The organism is Pseudomonas sp. NBRC 111123 (assembly GCF_001320205.1).
In the GTDB taxonomy this organism is placed as follows: Bacteria; Pseudomonadota; Gammaproteobacteria; order Pseudomonadales; family Pseudomonadaceae; genus Aquipseudomonas; species Aquipseudomonas putida_J.
Window position 1 is genome coordinate 1 of the sequence record NZ_BCAZ01000039.1, and the last position, 22,840, is coordinate 22,840.

The window sequence follows — 22,840 nt, forward strand, 5'->3', positions numbered from 1 at the left end:
GGGCTGAAAAGCAGCCCCAATCAATATTTCAGCGAACGACAATCCCGCGCGAAGCCATATAAGCCTTGGCCTCCGGCACGGTGTACTCACCAAAGTGGAAGATACTGGCCGCCAGCACCGCGCTGGCATGCCCTTCCAGAATCCCGTCAGCCAGGTGCTGCAGGTTACCCACACCCCCCGAAGCAATCACCGGAATCCCCAGCGCGTCGCTGATGGCACGGGTTACGCCCAGGTCGAAGCCGTTCTTCATGCCGTCCTGGTCCATGCTGGTCAGCAGGATCTCGCCTGCCCCCAGGCCTTCCATCTTCTTCGCCCATTCAACGGCATCCAGCCCGGTCGGCTTGCGCCCACCGTGGGTGAAGATCTCCCAGCGTGGTGCTTCACCAGGCCCGGACACCTTCTTGGCGTCGATCGCAACGACGATGCACTGCGAACCAAAACGGTCCGCTGCCTCGCCAACGAATTCCGGGTTGAACACCGCGGCGGTGTTGATCGAAACCTTGTCGGCACCGGCGTTGAGCAGGTTGCGGATGTCCTGCACGGTGCGCACGCCACCGCCCACGGTCAGCGGGATGAACACCTGGCTGGCCATGCGCTCGACGGTATGCAGGGTGGTGTCGCGGCCGTCGACGCTGGCAGTGATGTCGAGGAACGTGATTTCGTCGGCACCCTGCTCATTGTAGCGACGGGCGATTTCTACCGGGTCACCGGCATCACGGATGTTCTCGAACTTGACGCCCTTGACCACCCGGCCGTTGTCCACGTCCAGGCAAGGGATGATGCGCTTGGCCAGTGCCATGGTTCAGTCCTCAGCCTTGGTAGTTGTCGCAGAAGGCCTGGGCCTCGGCGACATCGAGGGTGCCTTCGTAGATGGCACGGCCGGTGATGGCACCGATGATGCCTGGGGCCTTGGCGTCCAGCAGGGCCTTGATGTCGCCCAGGTTGTGGATACCGCCCGAGGCGATCACCGGGATCGACGTGGCTTCGGCCAGCGCCTTGGTGAACGGCACGTTGCAGCCCTGCATCATGCCGTCCTTGGCGATGTCGGTGTAGACGATCGCCGAGACGCCATCGGCCTCGAAACGCTTGGCCAGGTCGATGACCTGCACCGAGCTGACTTCGGCCCAACCGTCGGTGGCGACGAAGCCGTCTTTCGCGTCCAGGCCGACGATGACCTTGCCCGGGAAGGCCTTGCACGCTTCGGCGACAAACTCAGGCTGCTTGACCGCCTTGGTGCCGATGATCACGTAGCTGACGCCGGCCTTGACGTAGTGCTCGATGGTTTCCAGCGAGCGGATGCCGCCGCCGATCTGGATCGGCAGGTTCGGGTAGCGCTTGGCGATGGCGGTAACCACTTCACCGTTGACCGGCTGGCCTTCGAAGGCGCCGTTGAGGTCGACCAGGTGCAGGCGGCGGCAGCCACCTTCGACCCACTTGGCGGCCATGCTCACCGGGTCGTCGGAAAATACCGTGGAGTCTTCCATGCGGCCCTGGCGCAGGCGCACGCAGGCACCGTCCTTCAGATCGATAGCGGGGATAATCAGCATCTTGGGAACCTGTCTGTTCTTGGGGTTTCAGGGCTTCTCGAGCGCCCAGAGATCGCTTTCGATGCTCTCGAACCGCTCCTTGAGGTGCAGCTGAACATCGGCAATCGCCCTGTTGTAGTAATGGGGTGCAATTTCTTTGCTGAACAGCTCAAGGACCTCGGCCACTTCGAACGACCCCAGCTGCAGCTCGAAGCGGTCTTCCAGAAAGCGCTTGAGCGTGTCGAGCGCCTCGCGTTCCTCTTCGGGAGCCAGGGTGATGATCGGGGCCTTGGTCTTCGAGCGGCTCATTTACCAGCGCCCGTCCCAGGCGACGAAGTTCTGCAGCAGCTGCAGGCCATGGGTGTGGCTCTTCTCCGGGTGGAACTGCACGGCAAAGCGCGAGCCATCGGCCAGCGCGGCGGCAAAGTCGACGCCATAGTGGCCACGGCCGACTACCTGGCCCGGCTTGCCGGCATTGATGTAGTAGCTGTGCACGAAATAGAAGCGCGCGCGGTCGGAAATGTCGTGCCACAGCGGGTGGTCGATGGTCTGGCTGACTTCGTTCCAGCCCATGTGCGGCACCTTCAGGTGCTCGCCGTCTTCTTTCAGGTCTTTGCCGAAGAAGCGCACCTGGCCAGGGAACAGGCCGATGCAGTCGACGCCTTCGTTCTCTTCGCTATGGTCGAGCAGCGCCTGCATGCCGACGCAGATGCCGAGGAACGGGCGGTCCTGGCTCACTTCACGCACCAGGCTGTCGAAGCCCAGGCGGCGGATTTCGGCCATGCAGTCACGAATCGCACCCACGCCTGGGAACACCACACGGTCAGCCTCGCGGATCACCGCAGCGTCGCTGGTGACCAGCACCTTGCCGGCGCCGACGTGCTCAAGCGCCTTGGCCACCGAGTGCAGGTTGCCCATGCCATAGTCGATTACGGCTACCGTCTGCATTTACAGGCACCCTTTGGTCGACGGCATCTGCCCGGCCATGCGCTCGTCGAGGGTCACAGCCATGCGCAGGGCGCGGCCGAAAGCCTTGAACACGGTTTCGATCTGGTGGTGGGTGTTGTGGCCACGCAGGTTGTCGATGTGCAGGGTCACCAGGGCGTGGTTGACGAAGCCCTGGAAGAACTCCTGGAACAGGTCGACATCGAAGCCGCCAACCGTGGCGCGGGTGTACGGCACATGCATCTGCAGGCCTGGGCGGCCGGAGAAGTCGATGACCACGCGCGACAGCGCTTCGTCCAGCGGCACGTAGGCGTGGCCGTAGCGGAAGATGCCTTTCTTGTCGCCGATGGCCTGGGCGAATGCCATGCCCAGGGTGATACCGACGTCTTCGACGGTATGGTGATCGTCGATATGCAGGTCACCCTTGCACTCGATATCCAGATCGATCAGCCCATGACGGGCGATCTGGTCCAGCATGTGTTCAAGGAAAGGCACACCGATATCGAATCGGGCCTTGCCACTGCCATCGAGGTTGATCGAGCACTTGACCTGGGTTTCCAGGGTATTGCGCTCGACGGAAGCCTTACGTTCGACCATCACCAGCTCCGCAAAATCATTGGGCGAAAAGGGCTCCATTATAGGCCCAGAACGCGCCAGCTTGAAACGCGGATGACATATGGCATGGCAAGGAATTACGGGGCCGGAGAGGCCTACAGGTCTATACAACCAGGGAAGTGGGGCTGCTTTGCAGCCCATCGCGACACAAGGCCGCTCCTACAGGGACCGCGCGATCTCGAGGTCCACGCGGCCCCTGTAGGAGCGGCCTTGTGTCGCGAAAGGGGCGCGCAGCGCCCCCAGTGCAGCTACATCAATGGAACAGCACAGCAGTCTTCTGCAGGGTAACCCACACGCCCCACGCCAGCGGAATCACCACCACAGCCCAGGCCAGCAGCACCAGCGGCAGGCTACCCGGCGCAGCATGCCACTCCAGCGAACGGGCACCGTCAGCGCCTTTGTCGTGGCTCAACGCACGTTCGGCAGCCAGTTCGGCATCGGTCATGAAGTACTTGTCGGCCACCGGGCGGATCAGCATGTTGCAGATGAAGCCCAGCACCAGCAGGCCGGCGAGGATGTACAGGGTCATGTCGTAGGCCGCTGCACGTTCCACACCCGCCGCCAGCTGGTACTCGCGCAGGTAGGTGATCAGCACCGGGCCCAGCACGCCGGCAGCAGCCCAGGCGGTCAGCAGGCGACCGTGGATGGCGCCGACCATCTGCGTACCGAACAGGTCGGCCAGGTACGCCGGTACGGTAGAGAAGCCACCGCCGTACATCGACAGGATGATGCAGAACGCCGCCACGAACAGCGCCACGTTGCCCAGGTGGCCCATGTTCGGCACCAGGCTGTAGAGGCCAACGCCCAGGGCGAAGAAGGCGAAGTAGGTATTCTTGCGGCCAATGTAGTCGGAGAACGATGCCCAGAAGAAGCGGCCACCGATATTGAACAGGCTCAACAGGCCGGTGAAACCGGCGGCGATGGCGGCGATCTGCGCCAGCTGCGCGGCGTTCAGCTCGCTGAAGCTCAGCGCGTTGCCCAGCAATTTGCCGGCGAACACCTCCTGCAGCAGCGGCGACGCCATGCCGAGGATGCCGATGCCGGCCGAGACGTTCAGGCACAGCACCAGCCAGACCAAGGCGAACTGCGGGGTTTTCCAGGCGACGCTGACGTGCACGTGGCGGTCGGTGACCATGCCATTACCGGCTTTTTTCGCCGGGGCAGTCCAGCCTTCAGGCTTCCAGCCGGTCGGCGGCACGCGGTAAGCCAAGGCACCGGCGGTCATGAACACGAAGTAGATCGCGGCCATGGCGACGAAGCTCTGCCACACACCCACTTCATGCTCGTTGCCGAAGTGGCCCATCAGCGCGGTGGCCAAGGGTGCGCCAACCATGGCGCCACCACCGAAGCCCATGATCGCCATGCCGGTGGCCATGCCTCGCTTGTCCGGGAACCACTTGATCAGGGTCGAGACCGGCGAAATGTAGCCCAGGCCCAGGCCGATACCACCGATAACGCCGGAGCCCAGCCACATCAGCCACAGCTGGTGGGTCTTCACGCCGATCGCCGAGATCAACATGCCGCCGCACCAGCACAGCGCCGACACCAGGCCAGCCTTGCGGGGGCCTGCGTGTTCCAGCCAGCCGCCCAGCACCGCCGCCGAGCAACCGAGGAAGACGAAGAACAGGGTGTAGATCCAGCTCAGCATCGAGATCGGCCAATCGCACTCGGCGCTGAACAGGCGGGCGATGAAGCCCATGTCCGCCGAACAGGCGACTGGCGCGGTGATGCCGATGGCTTGCGACAGTGGCAGCCAGAACACCGAGAAGCCATAGGCCATGCCGATGCACAGATGGATGGCCAAGGCGGCTGGCGGGACCAGCCAACGGTTGAAGCCCGGGCGGGCGATGATGCGCTCCTTCGACAGGAAGCTCGGCGCGCTGGCCAGCCCCCCTGCCGCGATTGTACTGCTCATGGATTCGATCCTTTTGTAGGTAGACAGTGCTCGCGGATGGCGTCCCGGGCTCTTGTTCTCGCACGCAGGGCGAACTGGCCTTTTCCCTGGGTAACGGCCCGCGACAATGGGTCGCGGTCGCTCCGCAAAGCGGCACAAGGGTACCAGTTCGCAGATGACATGAAAGCAATCTGATATCGTTATTTTCCGCGTGGCTGAATCGGTATTTCTATGCCGGCCTCTTCGCGGGCTCGCCCGCTCCCACAGGACTTCCACAGCTCTCGAGTGCGCTGCAGCACCTGTGGGAGCGGGCGTGCCGCGAAGAATCCAGCGCCGAAGGAACTGCCAAAACCACAACTGTCGAATCTCACAATCATTGGAAATGCCCTGCATCGCTAGTCGAATACGCAGGGCACACCCCTGCGGCGCTATACTCTGGCGTTCGGAATTCACACTACGGACTACAAGGACTCGCCCATGAAAGCGTTCGGCAAAATCCTGGGACTGGGGCTTCTCGGGTTGCTGCTGATCATTGTGGCGCTGGGCTTCGCCCTGACCCACCTCTTCGATCCCAACGACTACAAAGACGAGATCCGCCAACTGGCGCGCGACAAGGCCCACGTCGAGCTGACCCTCAACGGCGACATCGGCTGGAGCCTGTTCCCCTGGCTGGGCCTGGAGCTGCACGAAGCCAGCATCGCCACCCTGACCAAACCCAAAGAACCGTTCGCTGACCTGCAGATGCTCGGCCTCTCGGTACGCGTGCTGCCATTGCTGCGCCGTGAAGTGCAGATGAGCGATGTTCGCGTCGAAGGCCTCAACCTGACCTTGGCACGTGACGAAAACGGCCACGGCAACTGGGAGGACATCGGCAAGCCGCTACCGGCTGCAAGCGAGGGCACCGCCACTGCGCCGACCCAGGCACCTGCCGAACAACCCGCCAAACCTGCCGAAAGCGGCGGCGAACGCGCCGTCAAACTGGACATCGACAGCCTCACCGTGAACAACGCCCGGGTGCAGTACACCGATGCCAAAAGCGGTCAGAGCTACAGCGCCGAAAGCATCCAGCTGAGCACCGGCCCGGTCCACGAAGGCACCAATATCGCCCTCAAGGCCAGCGCCTTCCTCAGCGCCAGCCAGCCAGCCATCAAGGCCCGTACCGAGCTGGCCGGCGAATTGCGTTTCGATCGCAAGCTCAAGCGCTACAACTTCGAAGACATGCGCCTGACCGGCGAAACGTCGGGCGAACCTACCGCTGGCAAGACCGTCACCTTCGGCGCCCAAGGCCAGTTGCTGGTCGACATGGGCGCCAACGTGGCCTCGTGGAACGGCCTCAAGGTGTCGGCCAACCAGCTGCGCGCCCTCGGCGAACTGAACCTGCGTGACCTCGACAAGGCACCGCAACTGAGCGGCGGCTTGTCCATCGCCCAGTTCAACCTGCGCACCTTCCTCGACGGCATCGGCCACCCGCTACCGGCCACCACCGACCCGGCGGCATTCGGCAAGCTGGAGCTGGTGACCCGGCTGCAAGGCACGCCAACCAGCCTGACACTGGCCGACCTGGCCGTGAAGCTGGACGAAAGCACCTTCACCGGCCGCGTGGCCGTCGAAGACTTCGCCAAGCAGGCCCTGCGCCTGCAGCTAAAAGGCGACAAGTTCGACGCTGATCGGTACATGCCGGCCAAGAGCGAAGAGGCCAAGGGTGCCACTGCCGCACGCCAGGCCGAGGTCCAACAGCAGGAAGCCACAGCCGTAGCCGCTGCTGGCAGCACACCGCTGCCCAACGCCCCGACCCAGTTGGCCTGGAGCGACGACAAGCTGTTGCCGGTCGACCGCCTGCGGGTACTCGACCTGCAGGCCGACCTGGCCTTCGGCTCGCTGACCCTGGACAAACTTCCGATCAGCGATGCGCAACTGCAGGCCACCGGCCAAGGCGGCCTGCTGACATTGCAAACCCTGCGTGGCGGCCTCTACAACGGCACCTTCGAAGCCAAGGGTAATGTCGATGTGCGCCCTGCCGTGCCACAGATGGGTATCAACACCAAGATCAACCGGGTCCCGGTCGAGCACTTCATCAAGGCCGAAGGCAAGGAGCAGACGCCACCGGTCAAAGGCCTGCTGACCCTGACCAGTGATCTGACCGCCACCGGTAACAGCCAGAAGGCACTGGTCGACACCCTCAATGGCAGCGCAAACTTCACCATCAACGACGGCGTGCTGGTCAACGCCAACCTGGAACAGCAACTCTGCCAGGCCATCGCCACCCTCAACCGCAAGGCATTGAGTGGCGAGCCACGCGGCAAGGACACCCCGTTCGAAGAACTGCGCGGCAGCCTGGTGATTCGCAATGGCGTGGCCAGCAACCCGGACCTCAAGGCACGCATCCCGGGCCTGACCGTCAACGGCCATGGCGACCTCGACCTGCGCGTGCTGGGCATGGACTACAACGTCGGCGTGATCGTCGAAGGTGACCAGCGCGCAATGCCCGACCCGGCCTGCCAGGTCAACGAACGCTTCGTCGGTGTGGAAGTGCCGCTGCGCTGCCGTGGCCCGCTGGAGCTGGGCGCCAAGGCCTGCCGCCTGGACCAGGACGGCCTGGGCAAGGTCGCGGCCAAGCTGGCCGGCAACCGCCTGAAAGACAAGATCGATGAAAAACTCGGAGACAAAGTGAGCCCAGAACTCAAAGACGCACTCAAGGGGCTGTTCAAGCGATGACCCCCGCGCAGTTCTCCAGCGCCGTGCTGGATTGGTACGACCAGCACGGTCGCCACGACCTGCCCTGGCAACAGGGCATCAACCCCTACCGGGTATGGGTTTCGGAAATCATGCTGCAGCAGACCCAGGTCAGCACCGTACTCAACTACTTCGACCGCTTCATGCAGGCCTTGCCAACCGTGCAGGCCCTGGCTGAAGCGCCGGAGGACGAAGTGCTGCACCTGTGGACGGGCCTTGGCTACTACACCCGCGCACGCAACCTGCAGAAGGCGGCGAAGATCGTCGTCGAGCAGCATGGCGGCGAATTTCCGCGCAGCGTCGAACAGCTCACCGAGTTGCCCGGCATCGGCCGCTCCACCGCCGGCGCCATCGCCAGCATCAGCATGGGCATTCGCGCGCCGATTCTTGATGGCAACGTCAAGCGCGTGCTGGCTCGCTACACCGCCCAGGCCGGCTACCCCGGCGAACCCAAGGTGGCCAACCAGCTGTGGGCCACGGCCGAGCGCTTTACACCGCAGCTGCGTGCCAACCACTACACCCAGGCAATGATGGACATGGGCGCGACGCTGTGCACGCGCAGCAAGCCCAGTTGCCTGATCTGCCCGTTGCAGCGCGGCTGCGAAGCGCACCTGCACGGCGAAGAAACCCGCTACCCAGAGCCCAAGCCACGCAAGGCGCTGCCCCAACGGCGCACGCTGATGCCGCTGCTGGCCAACCACGAAGGCGCCATCCTGCTTTATCGCCGCCCATCCAGCGGCCTGTGGGGCGGCCTGTGGAGCCTGCCGGAACTCGACGACATCGCCCAGCTCGATGACCTCGCCTACCAGCACGGCCTGCGCCTGGCTGGCAGCCGCGCGCTGGACGGCCTGACCCACACCTTCAGCCACTTCCAGCTGGTGATCGAGCCCTGGCTGGTACGCGTCAACCCGGTCGGCCAGCACGTGGTCGAGGCCGACTGGCTCTGGTATAACCTCGCCACCCCGCCGCGCCTGGGCCTCGCCGCCCCGGTCAAGAAGCTGCTCAAACGCGCGGCCGACGAATTGATTGCAGGAGAAGCCCGATGACCCGCACCGTGATGTGCCGCAAGTACAAAGAAGAACTCCCAGGCCTGGCGCGCCCGCCCTACCCTGGCGCCAAAGGCCAGGACATCTTCGACCACATCTCGGAGAAAGCCTGGGAAGACTGGAAGAAACACCAGACCATGCTGATCAACGAAAAGCGCCTGAACATGATGAACGGTGAGGACCGCAAGTTCCTCCAAGGCGAGATGGACAAGTTTTTCGCTGGCGAGGAATACGCCCAGGCGGAAGGCTACGTTCCACCCTCCGAATGACCCCACGAATCGTAAGCGACGGAATTAATTTAAAATTTTTTCAAAAAGTCGTTGACGGGCCGTCAGAAAATCTATTTAATTCACCTCGTCGCCCAGATAGCTCAGTCGGTAGAGCAGAGGATTGAAAATCCTCGTGTCGGCGGTTCGACTCCGTCTCTGGGCACCACCTTCAAGCTTCTGGTGGTTGCAAAGTTACCCGAAGCGACAACAAGAAACCCGCCTAGTGCGGGTTTTTTGTTGCCTGGATTTTTGCTCCCCTCCCCATTCCCTCCGCCATTGACCGGCATCAACAAGCCCCGTTTCGCTCGAACTCAAAATTGCAGGTGGACATTCGGCCCAACCTCGCAAGGACCCCCATGAGCGAAGAACCCACCCTCCTGCTTCCCGCCCCGGGCGAATCCTCGACCCGCGCCACCACCACACCCCGCACGCGCCGCCCTCGCCAACGCAAGCCTGAGCCCACCATCACCCAGGTCAGCCAGGCCCCGGCCGCGCTGGAAGTCGCCAGCGCCCCGAAGGGCAGCAATGAAGACAGCACCTCGGCGCGCCTGCCAGCCAATTACCCGTACCGCACCCGCCTGCGCCGCCAGGATTATGAAAAGGCCAAGCACGCGCTGCAGATCGAGCTGCTGAAGGTGCAGAGCTGGGTGAAGGAAACCGGCCAGCGCGTGGTGATCCTGTTCGAGGGGCGTGATGCGGCGGGCAAGGGTGGCACCATCAAGCGCTTCATGGAGCACCTGAACCCGCGGGGTGCGCGCATCGTCGCGCTGGAAAAGCCTTCCGAGCAGGAGCTGGGGCAGTGGTACTTCCAGCGTTACATCCAGCACCTGCCCACGGCGGGTGAAATGGTCTTCTTCGATCGCTCCTGGTACAACCGCGCCGGGGTCGAGAAGGTGATGGAGTTCTGCTCGCCCTTGCAGTACCTCGAATTCATGCGCCAGACGCCAGACCTGGAGCGGATGCTGTGCAACAGCGGCATCCTGCTGTTCAAGTACTGGTTCTCAGTGAACCGCGAGGAGCAACTGCGCCGCTTCATCTCGCGCCGGGACGACCCACTCAAGCACTGGAAGCTGTCGCCTATCGACATCAAGTCACTGGACAAGTGGGAGGACTACACCGCAGCCAAGGAGGCGATGTTCTTCCATACCGATACTGCCGATGCACCATGGACAGTGATCAAGTCGGATGACAAGAAGCGCGCGCGGATCAACTGCATCCGGCATTTCCTGCATTCGCTCGATTACCCGGGCAAGGACCACCACGTGGCGCATGCACCGGATGAATTGCTGGTGGGCCGGGCATCGCGCGGGTTCGAGGAGGATGAACCGGCTGCGGTAGCCAGCTAGATTGCCGGGGCTGCTGTGCAGCCCCTTTCAGCAACACTTGGGTTTCCCGGGCAACTGCGCTTCAATACGCGCACTTTTTCAGCCACACCCCAGGATCAGCCATGGCCACTCCAACCAAGCAACAGAAACGCGCCAAGCGCGCCGCCAGCAAGGCCAAGCAGAACCGCATGGTGCGCAGCGGCCAGGCAGTCAAGGCCAGCGCCGGTGACAGTGCCAGCATCGAGCAGGTATTCAACAAGGCCATGGAGACAGACAGCTATAAAGAGCTGTTCGACAAGATGAAAGCCGCACAGGAAACCAGCCTGGTCGCGATGATCTCGGTATTCCTGGTCGACCCTCTGCTGGCCTTGGTACTCAAGGGCCACAAGGAAGAACACGCCACCGACTACATCGTGCTGGTGTTCAACGCCTACCGCACCTGGCTCGACGGTGCCGACGAAGACACCACCATGGCCTGGCTGGAGAGCGATGAGTTCCAGGAAGCCTACATCGCCGCTTCCGAGCTGGTGGCCAAGCAGCAACAGCAGCAGAAGCAATTTGGCTGAACGGGCCATATCGCCTGTTGCGGCCCTTTCGCGGGTAAACCCGCTCCCACAGGTTAACCACAGGCCCGAGGGCGTCGCGGTCCCTGTAGGAGCGGGTTTACCCGCGAAAGGGCCCGCACAGGCAATAAAAAAGGCCGCGTCCTGCACAGGACGCGGCCTTCTCATTTCAAGCAGCGCGGATCAGTTGTCCAGCGCTACCCGCCCGGCAGCTTCACGCTTGCGGTGCACCAGCAAGCCCGCCGCCACCACGCCAATACTCAGCAACGCAGTCGCGATGATCTCGGCACGGTGATCTTCACGCAGCGCCATCACTACCAGCACGGCGACGATGAAGGCGATGGTCGCCCAGGTCAGGCCCGGGAACAGCCACATCTTGAAGGCGATCTTCTCGCCACGTGCCTCACGCTGGCTGCGCATGCGCAGCTGCGAAATGGCAATCACCAGGTACACCAGCAACGCGATGGCGCCAGAGCTGGCCAGCAGGAATTCGAACACCTGGGCCGGGGCCACGTAGTTGGCGAACACGCAGAGGAACGCGGCAGCAGTCGACAGCAGCACAGCCACATGCGGAGTCGCCGCCCGGGTGGTGCGCTGTGCGATGGCCGGGGCGTCACCACGCTTGCTCAGCGAGAACAACATGCGCGAAGAGGTGTACAGCGCCGAGTTCAGGCAGCTGGTCACGGCCACCAGGACGACGATGTCGACGATCAGCTTGGCGTTCGGCACGCCGATGCGGCTCAGCACGGTCTGGTACGAACCCACTTCGGCCAGCGCCGGGTCGTTCCACGGCACCAGGGCCACCACCAGGAAGATCGACACCAGGTAGAACAGGCAGATACGCCAGATCACCGAGTTGGTGGCGCGGCTGATCTGCTTGCCCGGGTCTTTCGATTCGGCAGCGGCGATAGTGACGATTTCGGTCCCCATGAACGAGAACATGGTGGTCAGCATGGCCGCCAGCACGGCACCCAGGCCATTGGGCATGAAGCCCTGGGTGTCGAACAGGTGCGAAGCACCGCTCACCTGGCTGCTTGGCACGAAGCCGAACATGGCGATACAGCCGACGACAATGAAGCCGATGATCGCCAGCACCTTGAGCAGGGCGAACCAGAACTCGAATTCACCGTAGTTCTTGACGCTGCACAGGTTGGTCAGGGTCAGCGCCAGGGTGATCAGCAGGGAGAAGGCCCACAGGTCCACAGACGGGAACCAGGCGTGGAGGATGGCCGCAGCAGCGTTGGCTTCCAGCGGGATGACCAGTACCCAGAACCACCAGTACAACCAACCAATGGTGAAACCGGCCCAGCGGCCAATGGCGCGGTCGGCATAGGTAGAGAACGAACCCGTGTCCGGTGAGGCGATCGCCATTTCACCGAGCATGCGCATCACCAGTACCACAAGGGTACCGGCGGCGGCGTAGGCCAGCAGCACGGCCGGGCCGGCAGCTGCGATGGCATGGCCGGACCCTACGAACAGACCGGCGCCGATAACGCCAGCAATGGACAGCATGGTGACATGCCGTTGTTTGAGCCCCTGAGCGAGGTCATTGGAATTGTTACCGCTCATTAAAACTACCTTTGTAAGGAGTGGACCACTCCGACTGCGGGAACAGAGCGCACCTGGGGTTGACCTAGGCATCGCTGCAATCGGCGGTTTCCTACTGGCAATAAGCTTGCCACCTGCTGAATGCATTCGTCAGATTGATCGCCCGACCTTTAAACGGCGCGGGTTGCAGGGCATTCGGCCAACCTTTGACCGAAAGGCCGCCAAATGCCCATGCCAAGTCCGGATTACGGAAATACCCACTTACAAACGCACCAAAGGTGCTCCCCGGTAACACCTATGCACCGGCGCAAGGCACAAAAGTGCAACCCGAAGGCGCAACCCTTTATCCCCGGGACAACGGGCCGAAGTCGCACCCACAGCAGCGGGCCAGACCCGCGAATGGTCTAAAACAGCTTTCAAGTACCGGCCAAAACTGGCACCATCGCGCCTTTTTCCATCAAGGCCATGGCGCTGGGCGAGACCCTTTGCGGACATCTGCGCGACGTTGCACTGCAACGATGCGACAAACTGCCCCGGCAATGCCTTGAGCCCCCTGCGACCCTGTTGGCCGTCTATTGCCGCTATGCTAGCGTGGCGCTCGCCAGGAAGGCCGCCAACAGCTGGGAACGCACCCGAATACATGAGGACCGCACATGGCCCAGGCCACGCCCGCGCTGGAAATCCGCAACTTGCACAAACGCTACGGCGAGCAGGAAATTCTCAAGGGCATTTCGCTGACCGCTCGCGACGGTGACGTGATCTCCATCCTGGGGTCGTCCGGCTCCGGCAAGTCCACCCTGCTGCGCTGCATCAACCTGCTGGAAAACCCCCACCAGGGCGAGATCCTCGTTGCCGGCGAAAGCCTGAAGCTCAAGGCCGCCAAGAACGGCGACCTGATCGCTGCCGACAACCGCCAGATCAACCGCCTGCGCAGCGAGATCGGCTTCGTCTTCCAGAACTTCAACCTGTGGCCGCACATGTCGATCCTCGACAACATCATCGAGGCGCCACGCCGCGTGCTCGGCCAGAGCAAGGCCGAGGCCATCGAAGCCGCCGAAGCGCTGCTGAACAAGGTCGGCATCTACGACAAGCGCCACAGCTACCCCGCCCAGCTTTCCGGTGGCCAGCAACAGCGTGCTGCCATCGCCCGTACCCTGGCCATGAGGCCCAAGGTCATCCTGTTCGACGAGCCGACTTCGGCGCTCGATCCGGAAATGGTCCAGGAAGTGCTTAACGTTATCCGCGCACTGGCCGAAGAAGGCCGTACCATGCTGCTGGTGACGCACGAGATGAACTTTGCCCGCCAGGTGTCCAGTGAAGTGGTCTTCCTGCACCAGGGCCTGGTTGAAGAGCAAGGATCGCCGCAGCAGGTCTTCGAGAACCCGACCTCGGCGCGTTGCAAGCAATTCATGTCCAGCCACCGCTAACGGAGCAATACATGCACACTTACAAGAAGTTCCTCCTGGCAGCCGCTGCCACGCTGGTGATGTCGGCAAATGCCATGGCCGCGGAAAAACTGCGCATGGGTATCGAAGCCGCTTACCCACCGTTCAACAACAAGGATGCCAGCGGTAACGTCGTCGGCTTCGACAAGGACATCGGCGACGCCCTGTGCGCCAAGATGAAGGTCGAGTGCTCGGTGGTTACCTCCGACTGGGACGGCATCATCCCGGCCCTGAACGCCAAGAAGTTCGACTTCCTGGTGTCGTCGCTGTCGATTACCGACGAGCGCAAGCAGGCGGTCGATTTCACCGACCCGTACTACTCCAACAAGCTGCAGTTCATCGCGCCGAAGAACGTCGACTTCAAGACTGACGAAGCGTCGCTGAAAGGCAAGTCCATCGGTACCCAGCGCGCAACCTTGGCCGGTACCTACCTTGAAGACAACTTCAAGGGCGTCGACGTCAAGCTGTACGACACTCAGGAAAACGCCTACCTGGACCTGATTGCCGGCCGCATCGACGGCATCCTTGCCGACAAGTACGTGCAGTACGAGTGGCTGAAGAGCAAGGACGGCTCGAACTTCGAGTTCAAGGGTGAGCCAGTGATGGACAGCGACAAGATCGGCATCGCCGTGCGCAAAGGTGACCCGCTGCGCGAGAAGCTGAACGCCGCCCTGGCGGAAATCAAGGCTGACGGTACGTACAAGAAGATCAACGACAAGTACTTCCCATTCAGCATCGAATGATCCGCTTGACCTGCGCGCCCTCGCGGCGCGCACGTCCCTAGAATGACCTGCCCATGAATATCGACCTGCACGGATTCGGTCCGGCCATGATGGCCGGCACCCTGATGACCGTAAAACTGGCGCTCTGCGCCCTGCTGCTGGGGCTGGTCCTGGGCCTGCTCGGCGCCCTGGCCAAGACTTCCTCGATCAAGCCGCTGCAATGGCTTGGCGGCTTCTACTCGACCCTGGTGCGCGGCGTGCCCGAACTGCTCTGGGTCCTGCTTATCTACTTCGGCACCGTCGGCCTGATGAACAGCCTCGGCGAAGCCCTGAACCTGCCAGGCCTTGAACTGAGCGCCTTTGCCGCGGGTGTCATCGCCCTGGGCCTGTGCTTCGGCGCCTATGCCACTGAAGTGTTCCGCGGTGCGATCCTGGCGATCCCCAAGGGCCACCGTGAGGCTGGCCTTGCGCTGGGCCTGTCCAAGGGCCGCATCCTGTCGCGGATCATCCTGCCGCAGATGTGGCGTATCGCCCTGCCGGGCCTTGGCAACCTGTTCATGATCCTGATGAAGGACACCGCGCTGGTGTCGGTAATCGGCCTGGAAGAAATCATGCGCCATGCGCAAATCGGCGTGACCGTGACCAAAGAGCCGTTCACCTTCTACATGGTCGCCGCCTGCATCTACCTGAGCCTGACCGTGGTCGCCATGACCGGTATGCACTTCATGGAAAAACGCGCCGCTCGCGGCTTTGCGAGGGCTGAATAATGAATTGGGAAGTCATCTTCAAGTGGCTGCCGCGCCTGGCCGAGGGCGCGACCCTGACGCTGGAGCTGGTGGCCATTGCCGTGGTCGCCGGGTTGATCCTGGCCATCCCGCTGGGTATCGCCCGCTCTTCGCGCCACTGGTACGTGCGCGCCGTGCCGTTCAGCTACATCTTCTTCTTCCGTGGCACGCCGCTGCTGGTGCAGCTGTTCCTGGTCTACTACGGCCTGGCCCAGTTCGATGCCGTACGTTCCAGCTCGCTGTGGCCGTACCTGCGCGATCCGTTCTGGTGCACGGTGCTGACCATGACCCTGCACACCGCCGCCTACATCGCCGAAATCCTGCGCGGTGCGCTGCAGTCGATCCCCAAGGGCGAGATCGAAGCGGCGCGGGCGCTGGGCATGTCGCGGGGCAAGACGCTGTTCTACATCATGCTGCCGCGCGCCTCGCGCATCGGCCTGCCGGCCTACAGCAACGAAGTGATCCTGATGCTCAAGGCCAGCGCCCTGGCCAGTACCGTGACCCTGCTGGAACTGACCGGCATGGCCCGTACCATCATTGCCCGGACCTACCTGCCAGTGGAGATCTTCTTCGCTGCCGGGGTGTTCTACCTGGTGATCTCGTTCGTGCTGGTGCAAGGCTTCAAGCTGCTGGAGCGCTGGTTGCGCGTGGACGCCTGCCAGGGCCGCTGAACCCTACTGGCCCTTTCGCGGGTAAACCCGCTCCTACAGGCGCTCCACTGCCTTCAGGCCTGTGGTGACACCTGTGGGAGCGGGTTTACCCGCGAAAGGGCCCTTGAAACCACCACACACCTCAAGCCCTGCCCCATGTCCACCTACCTCCACAGCCACGCGTTGCACGACCGCTTCCAGGCCTTGGACCAGTTCCTGACCGAGCACCAGCCGCTGTGGAAACCCAGGCCCTTCACCGCCCTGCGCCTGGACTGGGAAACCGAATACCCTGAACTCGCCGCCCACCTGCGCCAGTGCACCCTGGCCGATGCCGAAGCCGACATCAACCCGCAAGGCCTGCCCGCCCCGTTCCCGCAGCTGGCCGCGCAAGCCGAGCAACTGTCAGCCCTGGGCGAGCTCCCCGACACCGGCCTGCCCAACGCCGGCCACCGCCTGGACGTCAACGTCCCGGGCCGCAAATGGCAACAGATCGAAGCCTTCAGCCGCCGCCTGGGCTTTCGCCAACACACTCGCCACTGGCTCGACTGGTGTTCTGGCAAGGGCCACCTCGGCCGCCGCCTGCTGCAACCCGGCCAGCAGCTGACCTGCCTGGAGTACAACCCCGAGCTGGTCGCCGCTGGCCAGGCCCTGAGCGATCACCACCACCTGCCCGCGACCCACGTCCACCAGGACGTCATGGCCACCAGCAGCGCCCAGTATCTGGACCACGATAAAAGCGTGGTCGCCCTGCACGCCTGCGGCGAACTGCACGTCCACCTGCTGCGCCAAGCCAGCCAGCAAGGCTGTCGGCACCTGGCCGTTGCCCCTTGCTGCTACAACCGCATCCCCGGCGAGCACTACCCGCCGTTATCCACAGCCGCGCGGCACTCGCCACTGCATCTGAGCCTGATCGACCTCGGCCTGCCATTGAATGAAGCCGTCACCGCCAGCGCCCGCGTGCGCCACCAGCGCGACTGCTCCATGGCCCGGCGCCTGGGCTTCGACCTGCTGCAGCGCGAGCAACGCCAATGCGATGAATACCTGTCCACTCCTTCGCTGCCGATTGCCTGGCTGGGCAAGCCTTTCGAGCAGTATTGCCGTGAGCTGGCCGACCTGCGCAAGGTCGAGCTGAGTGGCAAACCGGACTGGGCCGCGTTGGAGGCCGCCGGCTGGCAGCGCCTGGCCCAAGTGCGCAACCTCGAGCGCCTGCGCAACCTGTTCCGCCGCCCACTGGAGCTGTGGCTGGTACTCGACCGCGCCCTGTTCCTCGAAGAACAGGGCTACGACGTTCGCCTGGGTACTTTCTGCGATTATCCGCTCACGCCGCGCAACCTGCTGCTGCTGGCCGAGCGTGACCGTTAGCCGCAGCAAAAGCTGTGGATAAGTCTGTGAACAAGCTTTTGATGAATGGATGGAGCCAAGCGCTATTTCAAGCGCTCGGCTTATTCCGGTGCACACCTCAAGCCCAGTAAAAACAGGTGTTTGCGCAAAGACCGGCGGTATACGAGAGCGGCATGCCTTTCGCGCAAGGCGCCGATGCCTCTTGTGCATAAGCTCTCATTGTGCATGCCGCGAAAGACTAATTTCCCAACCGCACACGGCCCTTTTGTAGGAGCGGCCTTGTGTCGCGAAAGGGCCGCAAAGCGGCCCCAAGATCTAGGCATCAACGCTGATACCTAGGCCCGCCTTGCAGCCCTTTCGCGACACAAGGCCGCTCCCACAAAGCGTTGCGCACCTGCGCATCAATGCACGTTGTTCTTGGCAATCTCGATATCGTTCATCAGCGCCTTGGCCAGCGCCAACAGATAATCCGCAGCGCCCAACAGCTTATGGTCGTCCTCCATGTCCCCCTCGCGCACCAGGTGCTTGATATAGCCGAGCAGCACCGACACATGCTCGTAGGCATGGTCAATCGGGATACCCGGCTGTACGCATAACAGGTCCATTGTTGGGTTTCCGGCTTCCAGGAAGGTCTCCACGCCGGCCGTGACGATGGTTTTAACGGCATCACTCATGCGCCGGCCCCTCTTCATCGCTCATGCTCGCTACCGCGTGCTGGAACAGGATCAATGCTGATTCTGCCGCAAAGGCAGCATTGGCCAAGGTGTTCAAGCCAGGCTCGCCGGCATGGACGCGGCAGTGTTCATCGATGGTTTCGGCTACGCCACGGATCAGCTCGGCGCCGTGGGTGAAGGCGTCTTGGGGGGAAATGTCGCTGTGGACAGAGAAATATGGGGTTTGGATTAAGCAGCGGGGTGGATCAGGAACGATCTTTTTCATGACAGCAGCTCCTTGAATGGAACCACCACATGGACCTTTCTCACGGATTCAGGTGGCAGTCGTACACGGGGTGAGAAAACCGAGGGAGCTACAAAGCTCGGCCAGACCGAAGTCTGCCCGCGTACGACCGCCATAACTGACTAGCCGAGTAACTCCTTGTCGGGTTTCTCACGCCCGGTCACCAGAAATTGGCAACCCAGGAACGTTATCCCCGGGCCACTTCCCCGCCAACAGAGCAGGGTCGACTAGCCACGTAGGATAATTCCCAAATACCCCAATCCTGAAGCATTTGGCCTCAAGTTCAGAAATCCCTCACAAAATCACCACGGCCCCTGTGGGAGCGGGTTCACCCGCGAAGAGGCCCGACGGTGTATCATCCGCTCCCCAAATCATTAAAAAGCTACGTCGCACGCTGCCCGCCAGCCCTGCGACCGTCTGGCGTTGCGCCAGAACCGACAATGGACTAACGGACTAAACCATCGTGACCCAAGCCAAATCCTTTGCCCTGCTGACCTTCACCCTCACTCTGGGCGCCTGCAGCCACAGCCCTGCCCCGCACCCTGCCAGCAACCTGGACTGGAACACCCCCGGCATGCAGCTGGGCGGCGACAACGGCCTGCCCCTGCGCGTCGAAAGCCCCTGCCGCAAGCGCGGCTGCGACAACGACAAGCTGTTTTTCAACCCTGGAAAAACCGAGCCAAGCGTCAACACCATCCACCGCGGCTGGTAGGAAAATTCTCCTTTCAGACCGGTAACTTAGGTATTTGCACGCAATCGCAAGGAAGTGGTTTACAGGCGCCAAACGATCGTTATAATGACGCCCCATTGCCGGTATAGCTCAGATGGTAGAGCAACTGACTTGTAATCAGTAGGTCCCGGGTTCGATTCCTGGTGCCGGCACCATTCAAGGTTCCATAGAAAGCTTTCAAAATCTCTGGAACCCCCGAAAAACCCGCCTTCTGGCGGGTTTTTTCGTTTTGGCGTTCCGTCGGATTCCGAGGGTAGCCAGCGCTAATAAGGGTAGTTTTAAGGATAGAGGTCCGTTTCGATATCGGAGACTACCCTTATGGCCCGCACCACTGCCCCGCTTACAGACACCACCTGTCGCACGGCAAAGCCCAGAGAGCGCGAGTACAAGCTCTTCGACGGCGACGGTCTTTACCTGCTTGTGCAACCCAACGGCCGCAAAGGCTGGCGACTCAGGTACGTGAAACCCGATGGCCGCGAAGGCCTGACCGCCCTCGGCAGCTATCCGGTGGTCGGATTAGGCGACGCACGCCGCAAGCGCTTCGAGATCAAGCAGCAGCTCGCCAACGGCATAGACCCCATCCAGTACAAGCAACAAACCAAGACCCAAGCCGTGATCAACGGCCGCACCTTCGAAAGCGTTGCGCTCGACTGGTATGCGAGCATGGTGCCGAAGTGGGCGCCCGGCCACGCCAAGACTGTGCTCAGCCGGTTGAAGACTCACGTATTCCCTTTGATCGGTGCCAGAGCAATCGTTGAGTTGGACACCCACGACCTCATGCAGCCACTGGAAGCCCTGACGAAGCGCGGCACCATCGACGTGGCGCTCAGGGTCAAGAACTACCTGCAAAGCATCATGCGTGAAGCCAAACGGCTGCGACTGATTACCGCGAACCCAGCTCACGACCTCGATGGCTCGATCAAGACACCGCGGGTAACTCACAGACCCGCACTACCCTTATCGCGGCTGCCAGAGCTACTGGCATGCATCGAGGACTACAGAGGTCGCCCGCTCACGCGCCTCACGGTGATGCTGTCGTTGCATGTATTCGTACGCTCCAGTGAACTGCGCTTCGCCCGTTGGAATGAGTTCGACCTCAAGCGCGGAATTTGGGAGATCCCCGACACCCGCCCGGCGCTGGACGGAGTGCCCTTCTCCACAAGGGGTACGAAGATGGCCGGGGACATTCACGTTGTACCCTTATCGCCGCAGGCAGTGGCCTTGCTTGAGCAGATCCACGCGATCACCGGCAAGTTCGAGCTGGCGTTCGCGGGAGATGCCAAGCCGTGGAAACCGATGTCCGAAAATACGGTGAATGCCGCGCTCAGGACGATGGGCTATAACACCAAGGTGGATATCTGCGGCCACGGGTTCCGAGCCATGGCGTGCAGTGCGCTGGTCGAGTCCGGGCTGTGGTCGGAGACGGCTATCGAGCGGCAGATGAGCCACAAGGAACGCAACAACGTGCGCGCCGCCTATACCCACAAGGCTGAGTTCCTTGAAGAGCGCCGGATGATCATGACCTGGTGGAGCCGGTTTCTAGAGGCGAACCGCGAGGACCATGTGACGCCGCATGAGTTTGCCAAGCAGACGGGCGAGAACGTCACGCGCCTTCGCAGTGCCAAGAGGACCGAGTAACCCGCCGCACCACCACCTCAAACTCGCTGTGAAGTTACCCACAGCACCGCATGAAGCTCCTCCGCGCGGGTCCTTTCAAACGGGGCTGCAAAGCCGCCCCGTTTGAAAGGACCATACCTAAGAAAAAAACTGCTGGCACAGCTTACGTCTGTGGAAAACCACTGATGTCCACCGGGGGATAGTTTTATCCACAGGCGCTAAATCCCTGATATCGCGCTGCTTGACGAATATTGTCCACAAGCGTAGACCGGGAGTCGCAAGAGCTGTCGATGACAGCACCCCAGGTGGCCCGAACCTTGAAGGTCACGCCGCTCCCGCGGTGGTTCTCCCCAAGGGCGATTCGCATCCGGCAGCTCGCCCGGTCACCTCCCCGGTGATGGATGCTCTTACACATATAGCGCTCGTGCGCCAGATACACCGTACCTCGCTGCCCTGCAGCAACCTATCCGCTTGGCCGAATATTGCGCCAACCTGTGCCCGTCTCTTTCTTCTGGAAAGAGACGGGCACTTCTACCACTGCTGCAGCCCTGATCGCACAAGGCTTAGCGGCATTCCCCCTCGTGACAATCGGCGTGACAAACGCCGATGTCACCAGCAACAGCGCTGCAGATGATGGTGCCGCAGACCAGGGAATGGACTGCACATGACTGACAGTCGGGCATGCCCCGGTCATCGCATTGCTGCTTGCACTTGGCTCAGGATCTCGCGGCACTGGTCTCGTCAGCCAATGCAGCCTCCACCCGCCCACCGGTAACGGTGCTCAGGGGGCCAGATCATGAGATGCCCTTGCTCCTGGTCGTAAGGAGCCGCCAGTCCCGCGTTAGAGGACATCCCCACAGGTCGCAGGGGCCTTGATCCCTGATAACACTCAACATTCTTGGCGGGATGACGTGGGGCGAGGATCAGAGAACGGTAGATTAGGTGACTGACATGGCATTGGTGGGTAGACGCGATGGTCGTAATTTCGGCTACGGCAGGCAATTGAGCCATGCAGGGCCGCAGGCGCTGAAAGACATGTTTGGCGGTGGCCATTACGGCACGGTCAAGGCGCACAGTGATCGATGGTTGGCATTCGTGAGGTGGTGCCGTTCCGAACGGGGGCCCGGAATCAATGATGCGCGGCAGATTGACCGCAAAGTGTTGACCGACTATGCAGCCTATCTGCGTGACGTGGTTAGGCGCGGTGACCTCGCCGTCAGCACCGCACAAAACCGGCTATCCAGCGTTAACAGGACCATGGCGGCGCTGCGCGGTGATCAGTGTGTGAAATTGTCCAGTCCGAGCAAGGCACTGGGTATGCAGCGCACCGGGGTTCGACAGTCGATACCGCAAGGCCAAGACCGCGAACAGGTTAAACAGATAGTCGATGTGCTTTGCCGCCAGCAGCAACTACGGGCCGCTGCGATCATTCTGCTGGCGCGAGCCACCGGCATGCGCTTGCGAGAGGCCATTTTGGCTGATCTTCCTCGACTGCAAAGAGAGGCCAACCGATACGGCAGAATTAACATTCAAGATGGCACCAAAGGTGGCCGCTCGGGTGCGTCGGCGCATCGTTGGATCTGGATGAATGATTATATTCGTGAAGCGCTCACGTACGCCGAGCAGGCCTCTCCCTTAGGAAGCGGCAACTTGCTTGCACTGAACGAAAGCTACCTAGACTTTCAACATCGGATTGTCCGCCCTGCACGGGACATCCTTCACGCGCACCGCCTCAAGGGATTTCACGAATTGCGGGCGGCCTACGCATGCGAGCGGTATGAGCAGATTGCAAACCAGCTTTCGCCAATCAAAGGAGGAAGCTGCTACCAGCTCGACCAACCCCTCGATCAGGAGGCACGCGTACAAATCAGCTATGAGCTGGGTCACGGTCGTATCGACATAGTTTCTGCATACATCGGTGGCCGAGCATGAGCGAACCGTTCGATATGGAGGTATTCCTAGGGGGTGTCATGAGCGGATCGCAGACAACACGTCAGCGCCATCTACATCAAGCAAAAGCTATCCAAGCAGCTATCGCTGTGCGCTGGCACCGAGATAACCCGTGGACTTGGCGGCGAAAACATCTTGTCTGGTTCTTGAGTCAGTACGTAAACCAGCGCGCAGAATCA

General features: G+C 61.9%; 22 protein-coding genes and 2 tRNA genes. 15 read left to right on the plus strand and 9 right to left on the minus strand.

Annotated features, from left to right (window positions below; all coding sequences use genetic code 11):
* Nucleotides 1–28: 28 nt before the first annotated feature.
* The 6 genes from hisF to APH27_RS18785 all read right to left on the minus strand — a co-directional run bounded on the left by hisF (nucleotide 29) and on the right by APH27_RS18785 (nucleotide 5,001).
* Nucleotides 29–799 carry an imidazole glycerol phosphate synthase subunit HisF gene (hisF, locus tag APH27_RS18760; protein WP_011536177.1) on the minus strand — a complete coding sequence of 257 codons (771 nt, stop codon included), beginning with the start codon at nucleotides 797–799 and terminating at the stop codon, nucleotides 29–31.
* Nucleotides 800–809: 10 nt separating this feature from the next.
* Nucleotides 810–1,547 (minus strand): 1-(5-phosphoribosyl)-5-[(5-phosphoribosylamino)methylideneamino]imidazole-4-carboxamide isomerase, encoded by a 738-nt coding sequence (hisA, locus tag APH27_RS18765; RefSeq protein ID WP_023382794.1) that lies wholly within the window; start codon nucleotides 1,545–1,547, stop codon nucleotides 810–812.
* A gap of 27 nt (nucleotides 1,548–1,574) precedes the next feature.
* Nucleotides 1,575–1,835, minus strand: coding sequence for a DUF2164 domain-containing protein (locus APH27_RS18770; RefSeq protein WP_027917568.1), 261 nt, complete (start codon nucleotides 1,833–1,835; stop codon nucleotides 1,575–1,577).
* Nucleotides 1,836–2,474, minus strand: coding sequence for an imidazole glycerol phosphate synthase subunit HisH (hisH, locus tag APH27_RS18775; protein ID WP_027917569.1), 639 nt, complete (start codon nucleotides 2,472–2,474; stop codon nucleotides 1,836–1,838).
* Nucleotides 2,475–3,068 (minus strand): imidazoleglycerol-phosphate dehydratase HisB, encoded by a 594-nt coding sequence (gene hisB, locus APH27_RS18780; RefSeq protein ID WP_027917570.1) that lies wholly within the window; start codon nucleotides 3,066–3,068, stop codon nucleotides 2,475–2,477. It lies immediately after the preceding gene.
* A gap of 271 nt (nucleotides 3,069–3,339) precedes the next feature.
* Nucleotides 3,340–5,001, minus strand: a complete 1,662-nt coding sequence (locus APH27_RS18785; RefSeq protein ID WP_027917571.1) for an OFA family MFS transporter — start codon at nucleotides 4,999–5,001, stop codon at nucleotides 3,340–3,342.
* 456 nt (nucleotides 5,002–5,457) lie between these two features.
* Here APH27_RS18785 and APH27_RS18790 point away from each other — a divergent pair, with 456 nt between their 5' ends.
* From APH27_RS18790 to APH27_RS18815, 6 genes are all read left to right on the plus strand, one after another.
* Nucleotides 5,458–7,695, plus strand: coding sequence for an AsmA family protein (locus tag APH27_RS18790; RefSeq protein ID WP_060485613.1), 2,238 nt, complete (start codon nucleotides 5,458–5,460; stop codon nucleotides 7,693–7,695).
* Nucleotides 7,692–8,759 (plus strand): A/G-specific adenine glycosylase, encoded by a 1,068-nt coding sequence (gene mutY / locus APH27_RS18795; RefSeq protein ID WP_060485614.1) that lies wholly within the window; start codon nucleotides 7,692–7,694, stop codon nucleotides 8,757–8,759. The genes APH27_RS18790 and mutY overlap by 4 nt, the downstream gene beginning before the upstream one ends.
* Nucleotides 8,756–9,028, plus strand: coding sequence for an oxidative damage protection protein (locus APH27_RS18800; RefSeq protein WP_027917574.1), 273 nt, complete (start codon nucleotides 8,756–8,758; stop codon nucleotides 9,026–9,028). The genes mutY and APH27_RS18800 overlap by 4 nt, the downstream gene beginning before the upstream one ends.
* Before the next feature lie 90 nt (nucleotides 9,029–9,118).
* Nucleotides 9,119–9,194: transfer RNA gene (locus tag APH27_RS18805), tRNA-Phe, on the plus strand.
* 190 nt (nucleotides 9,195–9,384) lie between these two features.
* Nucleotides 9,385–10,374 (plus strand): polyphosphate kinase 2, encoded by a 990-nt coding sequence (gene ppk2 / locus APH27_RS18810; RefSeq protein WP_060485615.1) that lies wholly within the window; start codon nucleotides 9,385–9,387, stop codon nucleotides 10,372–10,374.
* A gap of 101 nt (nucleotides 10,375–10,475) precedes the next feature.
* Nucleotides 10,476–10,919 carry a hypothetical protein gene (locus tag APH27_RS18815; RefSeq protein ID WP_027917576.1) on the plus strand — a complete coding sequence of 148 codons (444 nt, stop codon included), beginning with the start codon at nucleotides 10,476–10,478 and terminating at the stop codon, nucleotides 10,917–10,919.
* Between the two features lie 180 nt (nucleotides 10,920–11,099).
* On the opposite strand, the gene gabP is transcribed toward APH27_RS18815, so the two are convergent.
* Nucleotides 11,100–12,485, minus strand: coding sequence for a GABA permease (gene gabP, locus APH27_RS18820; protein WP_027917577.1), 1,386 nt, complete (start codon nucleotides 12,483–12,485; stop codon nucleotides 11,100–11,102).
* Between the two features lie 632 nt (nucleotides 12,486–13,117).
* Here gabP and APH27_RS18825 point away from each other — a divergent pair.
* From APH27_RS18825 to APH27_RS18845, 5 genes are all read left to right on the plus strand, one after another.
* Nucleotides 13,118–13,891: an ABC transporter ATP-binding protein gene (locus APH27_RS18825; RefSeq protein WP_027917578.1), complete on the plus strand. Its 774-nt coding sequence runs from the start codon at nucleotides 13,118–13,120 to the stop codon at nucleotides 13,889–13,891.
* A gap of 11 nt (nucleotides 13,892–13,902) precedes the next feature.
* Nucleotides 13,903–14,652 carry an ABC transporter substrate-binding protein gene (locus tag APH27_RS18830; RefSeq protein WP_027917579.1) on the plus strand — a complete coding sequence of 250 codons (750 nt, stop codon included), beginning with the start codon at nucleotides 13,903–13,905 and terminating at the stop codon, nucleotides 14,650–14,652.
* 53 nt (nucleotides 14,653–14,705) lie between these two features.
* Nucleotides 14,706–15,398, plus strand: coding sequence for an ABC transporter permease (locus APH27_RS18835; protein WP_027917580.1), 693 nt, complete (start codon nucleotides 14,706–14,708; stop codon nucleotides 15,396–15,398).
* A complete protein-coding gene (locus APH27_RS18840; RefSeq protein ID WP_027917581.1) occupies nucleotides 15,398–16,087 on the plus strand; it encodes an ABC transporter permease in 690 nt (229 codons plus the stop codon). The genes APH27_RS18835 and APH27_RS18840 overlap by 1 nt, the downstream gene beginning before the upstream one ends.
* A 135-nt stretch (nucleotides 16,088–16,222) precedes the next feature.
* Nucleotides 16,223–17,428 carry a methyltransferase gene (locus APH27_RS18845; RefSeq protein WP_060485616.1) on the plus strand — a complete coding sequence of 402 codons (1,206 nt, stop codon included), beginning with the start codon at nucleotides 16,223–16,225 and terminating at the stop codon, nucleotides 17,426–17,428.
* Nucleotides 17,429–17,808: 380 nt separating this feature from the next.
* Here the strand turns inward: APH27_RS18845 and APH27_RS18850 are convergent, their stop codons facing one another.
* Nucleotides 17,809–18,081, minus strand: coding sequence for a DUF3077 domain-containing protein (locus APH27_RS18850; protein ID WP_027917583.1), 273 nt, complete (start codon nucleotides 18,079–18,081; stop codon nucleotides 17,809–17,811).
* A complete protein-coding gene (locus APH27_RS18855; protein ID WP_027917584.1) occupies nucleotides 18,074–18,346 on the minus strand; it encodes a hypothetical protein in 273 nt (90 codons plus the stop codon). Before APH27_RS18855 ends, APH27_RS18850 begins: the two co-directional genes overlap by 8 nt.
* A 481-nt stretch (nucleotides 18,347–18,827) precedes the next feature.
* Here APH27_RS18855 and APH27_RS18860 point away from each other — a divergent pair, with 481 nt between their 5' ends.
* From APH27_RS18860 to APH27_RS18875, 4 genes are all read left to right on the plus strand, one after another.
* Entirely contained in the window at nucleotides 18,828–19,076 is a 249-nt protein-coding gene (locus APH27_RS18860; RefSeq protein ID WP_027917585.1) for a hypothetical protein, read from the plus strand.
* Nucleotides 19,077–19,173: 97 nt separating this feature from the next.
* Nucleotides 19,174–19,249 (plus strand) — tRNA-Thr (locus APH27_RS18865).
* Between the two features lie 163 nt (nucleotides 19,250–19,412).
* Nucleotides 19,413–20,732, plus strand: coding sequence for an integrase arm-type DNA-binding domain-containing protein (locus tag APH27_RS18870; RefSeq protein ID WP_060485617.1), 1,320 nt, complete (start codon nucleotides 19,413–19,415; stop codon nucleotides 20,730–20,732).
* Nucleotides 20,733–21,662: 930 nt separating this feature from the next.
* The gene (locus tag APH27_RS18875; protein ID WP_060485618.1) at nucleotides 21,663–22,643 is read left to right on the plus strand and encodes an integrase domain-containing protein; all 981 of its coding nucleotides are present in this window, start codon (nucleotides 21,663–21,665) and stop codon (nucleotides 22,641–22,643) included.
* The last annotated feature ends 197 nt before the right edge of the window (nucleotides 22,644–22,840 follow it).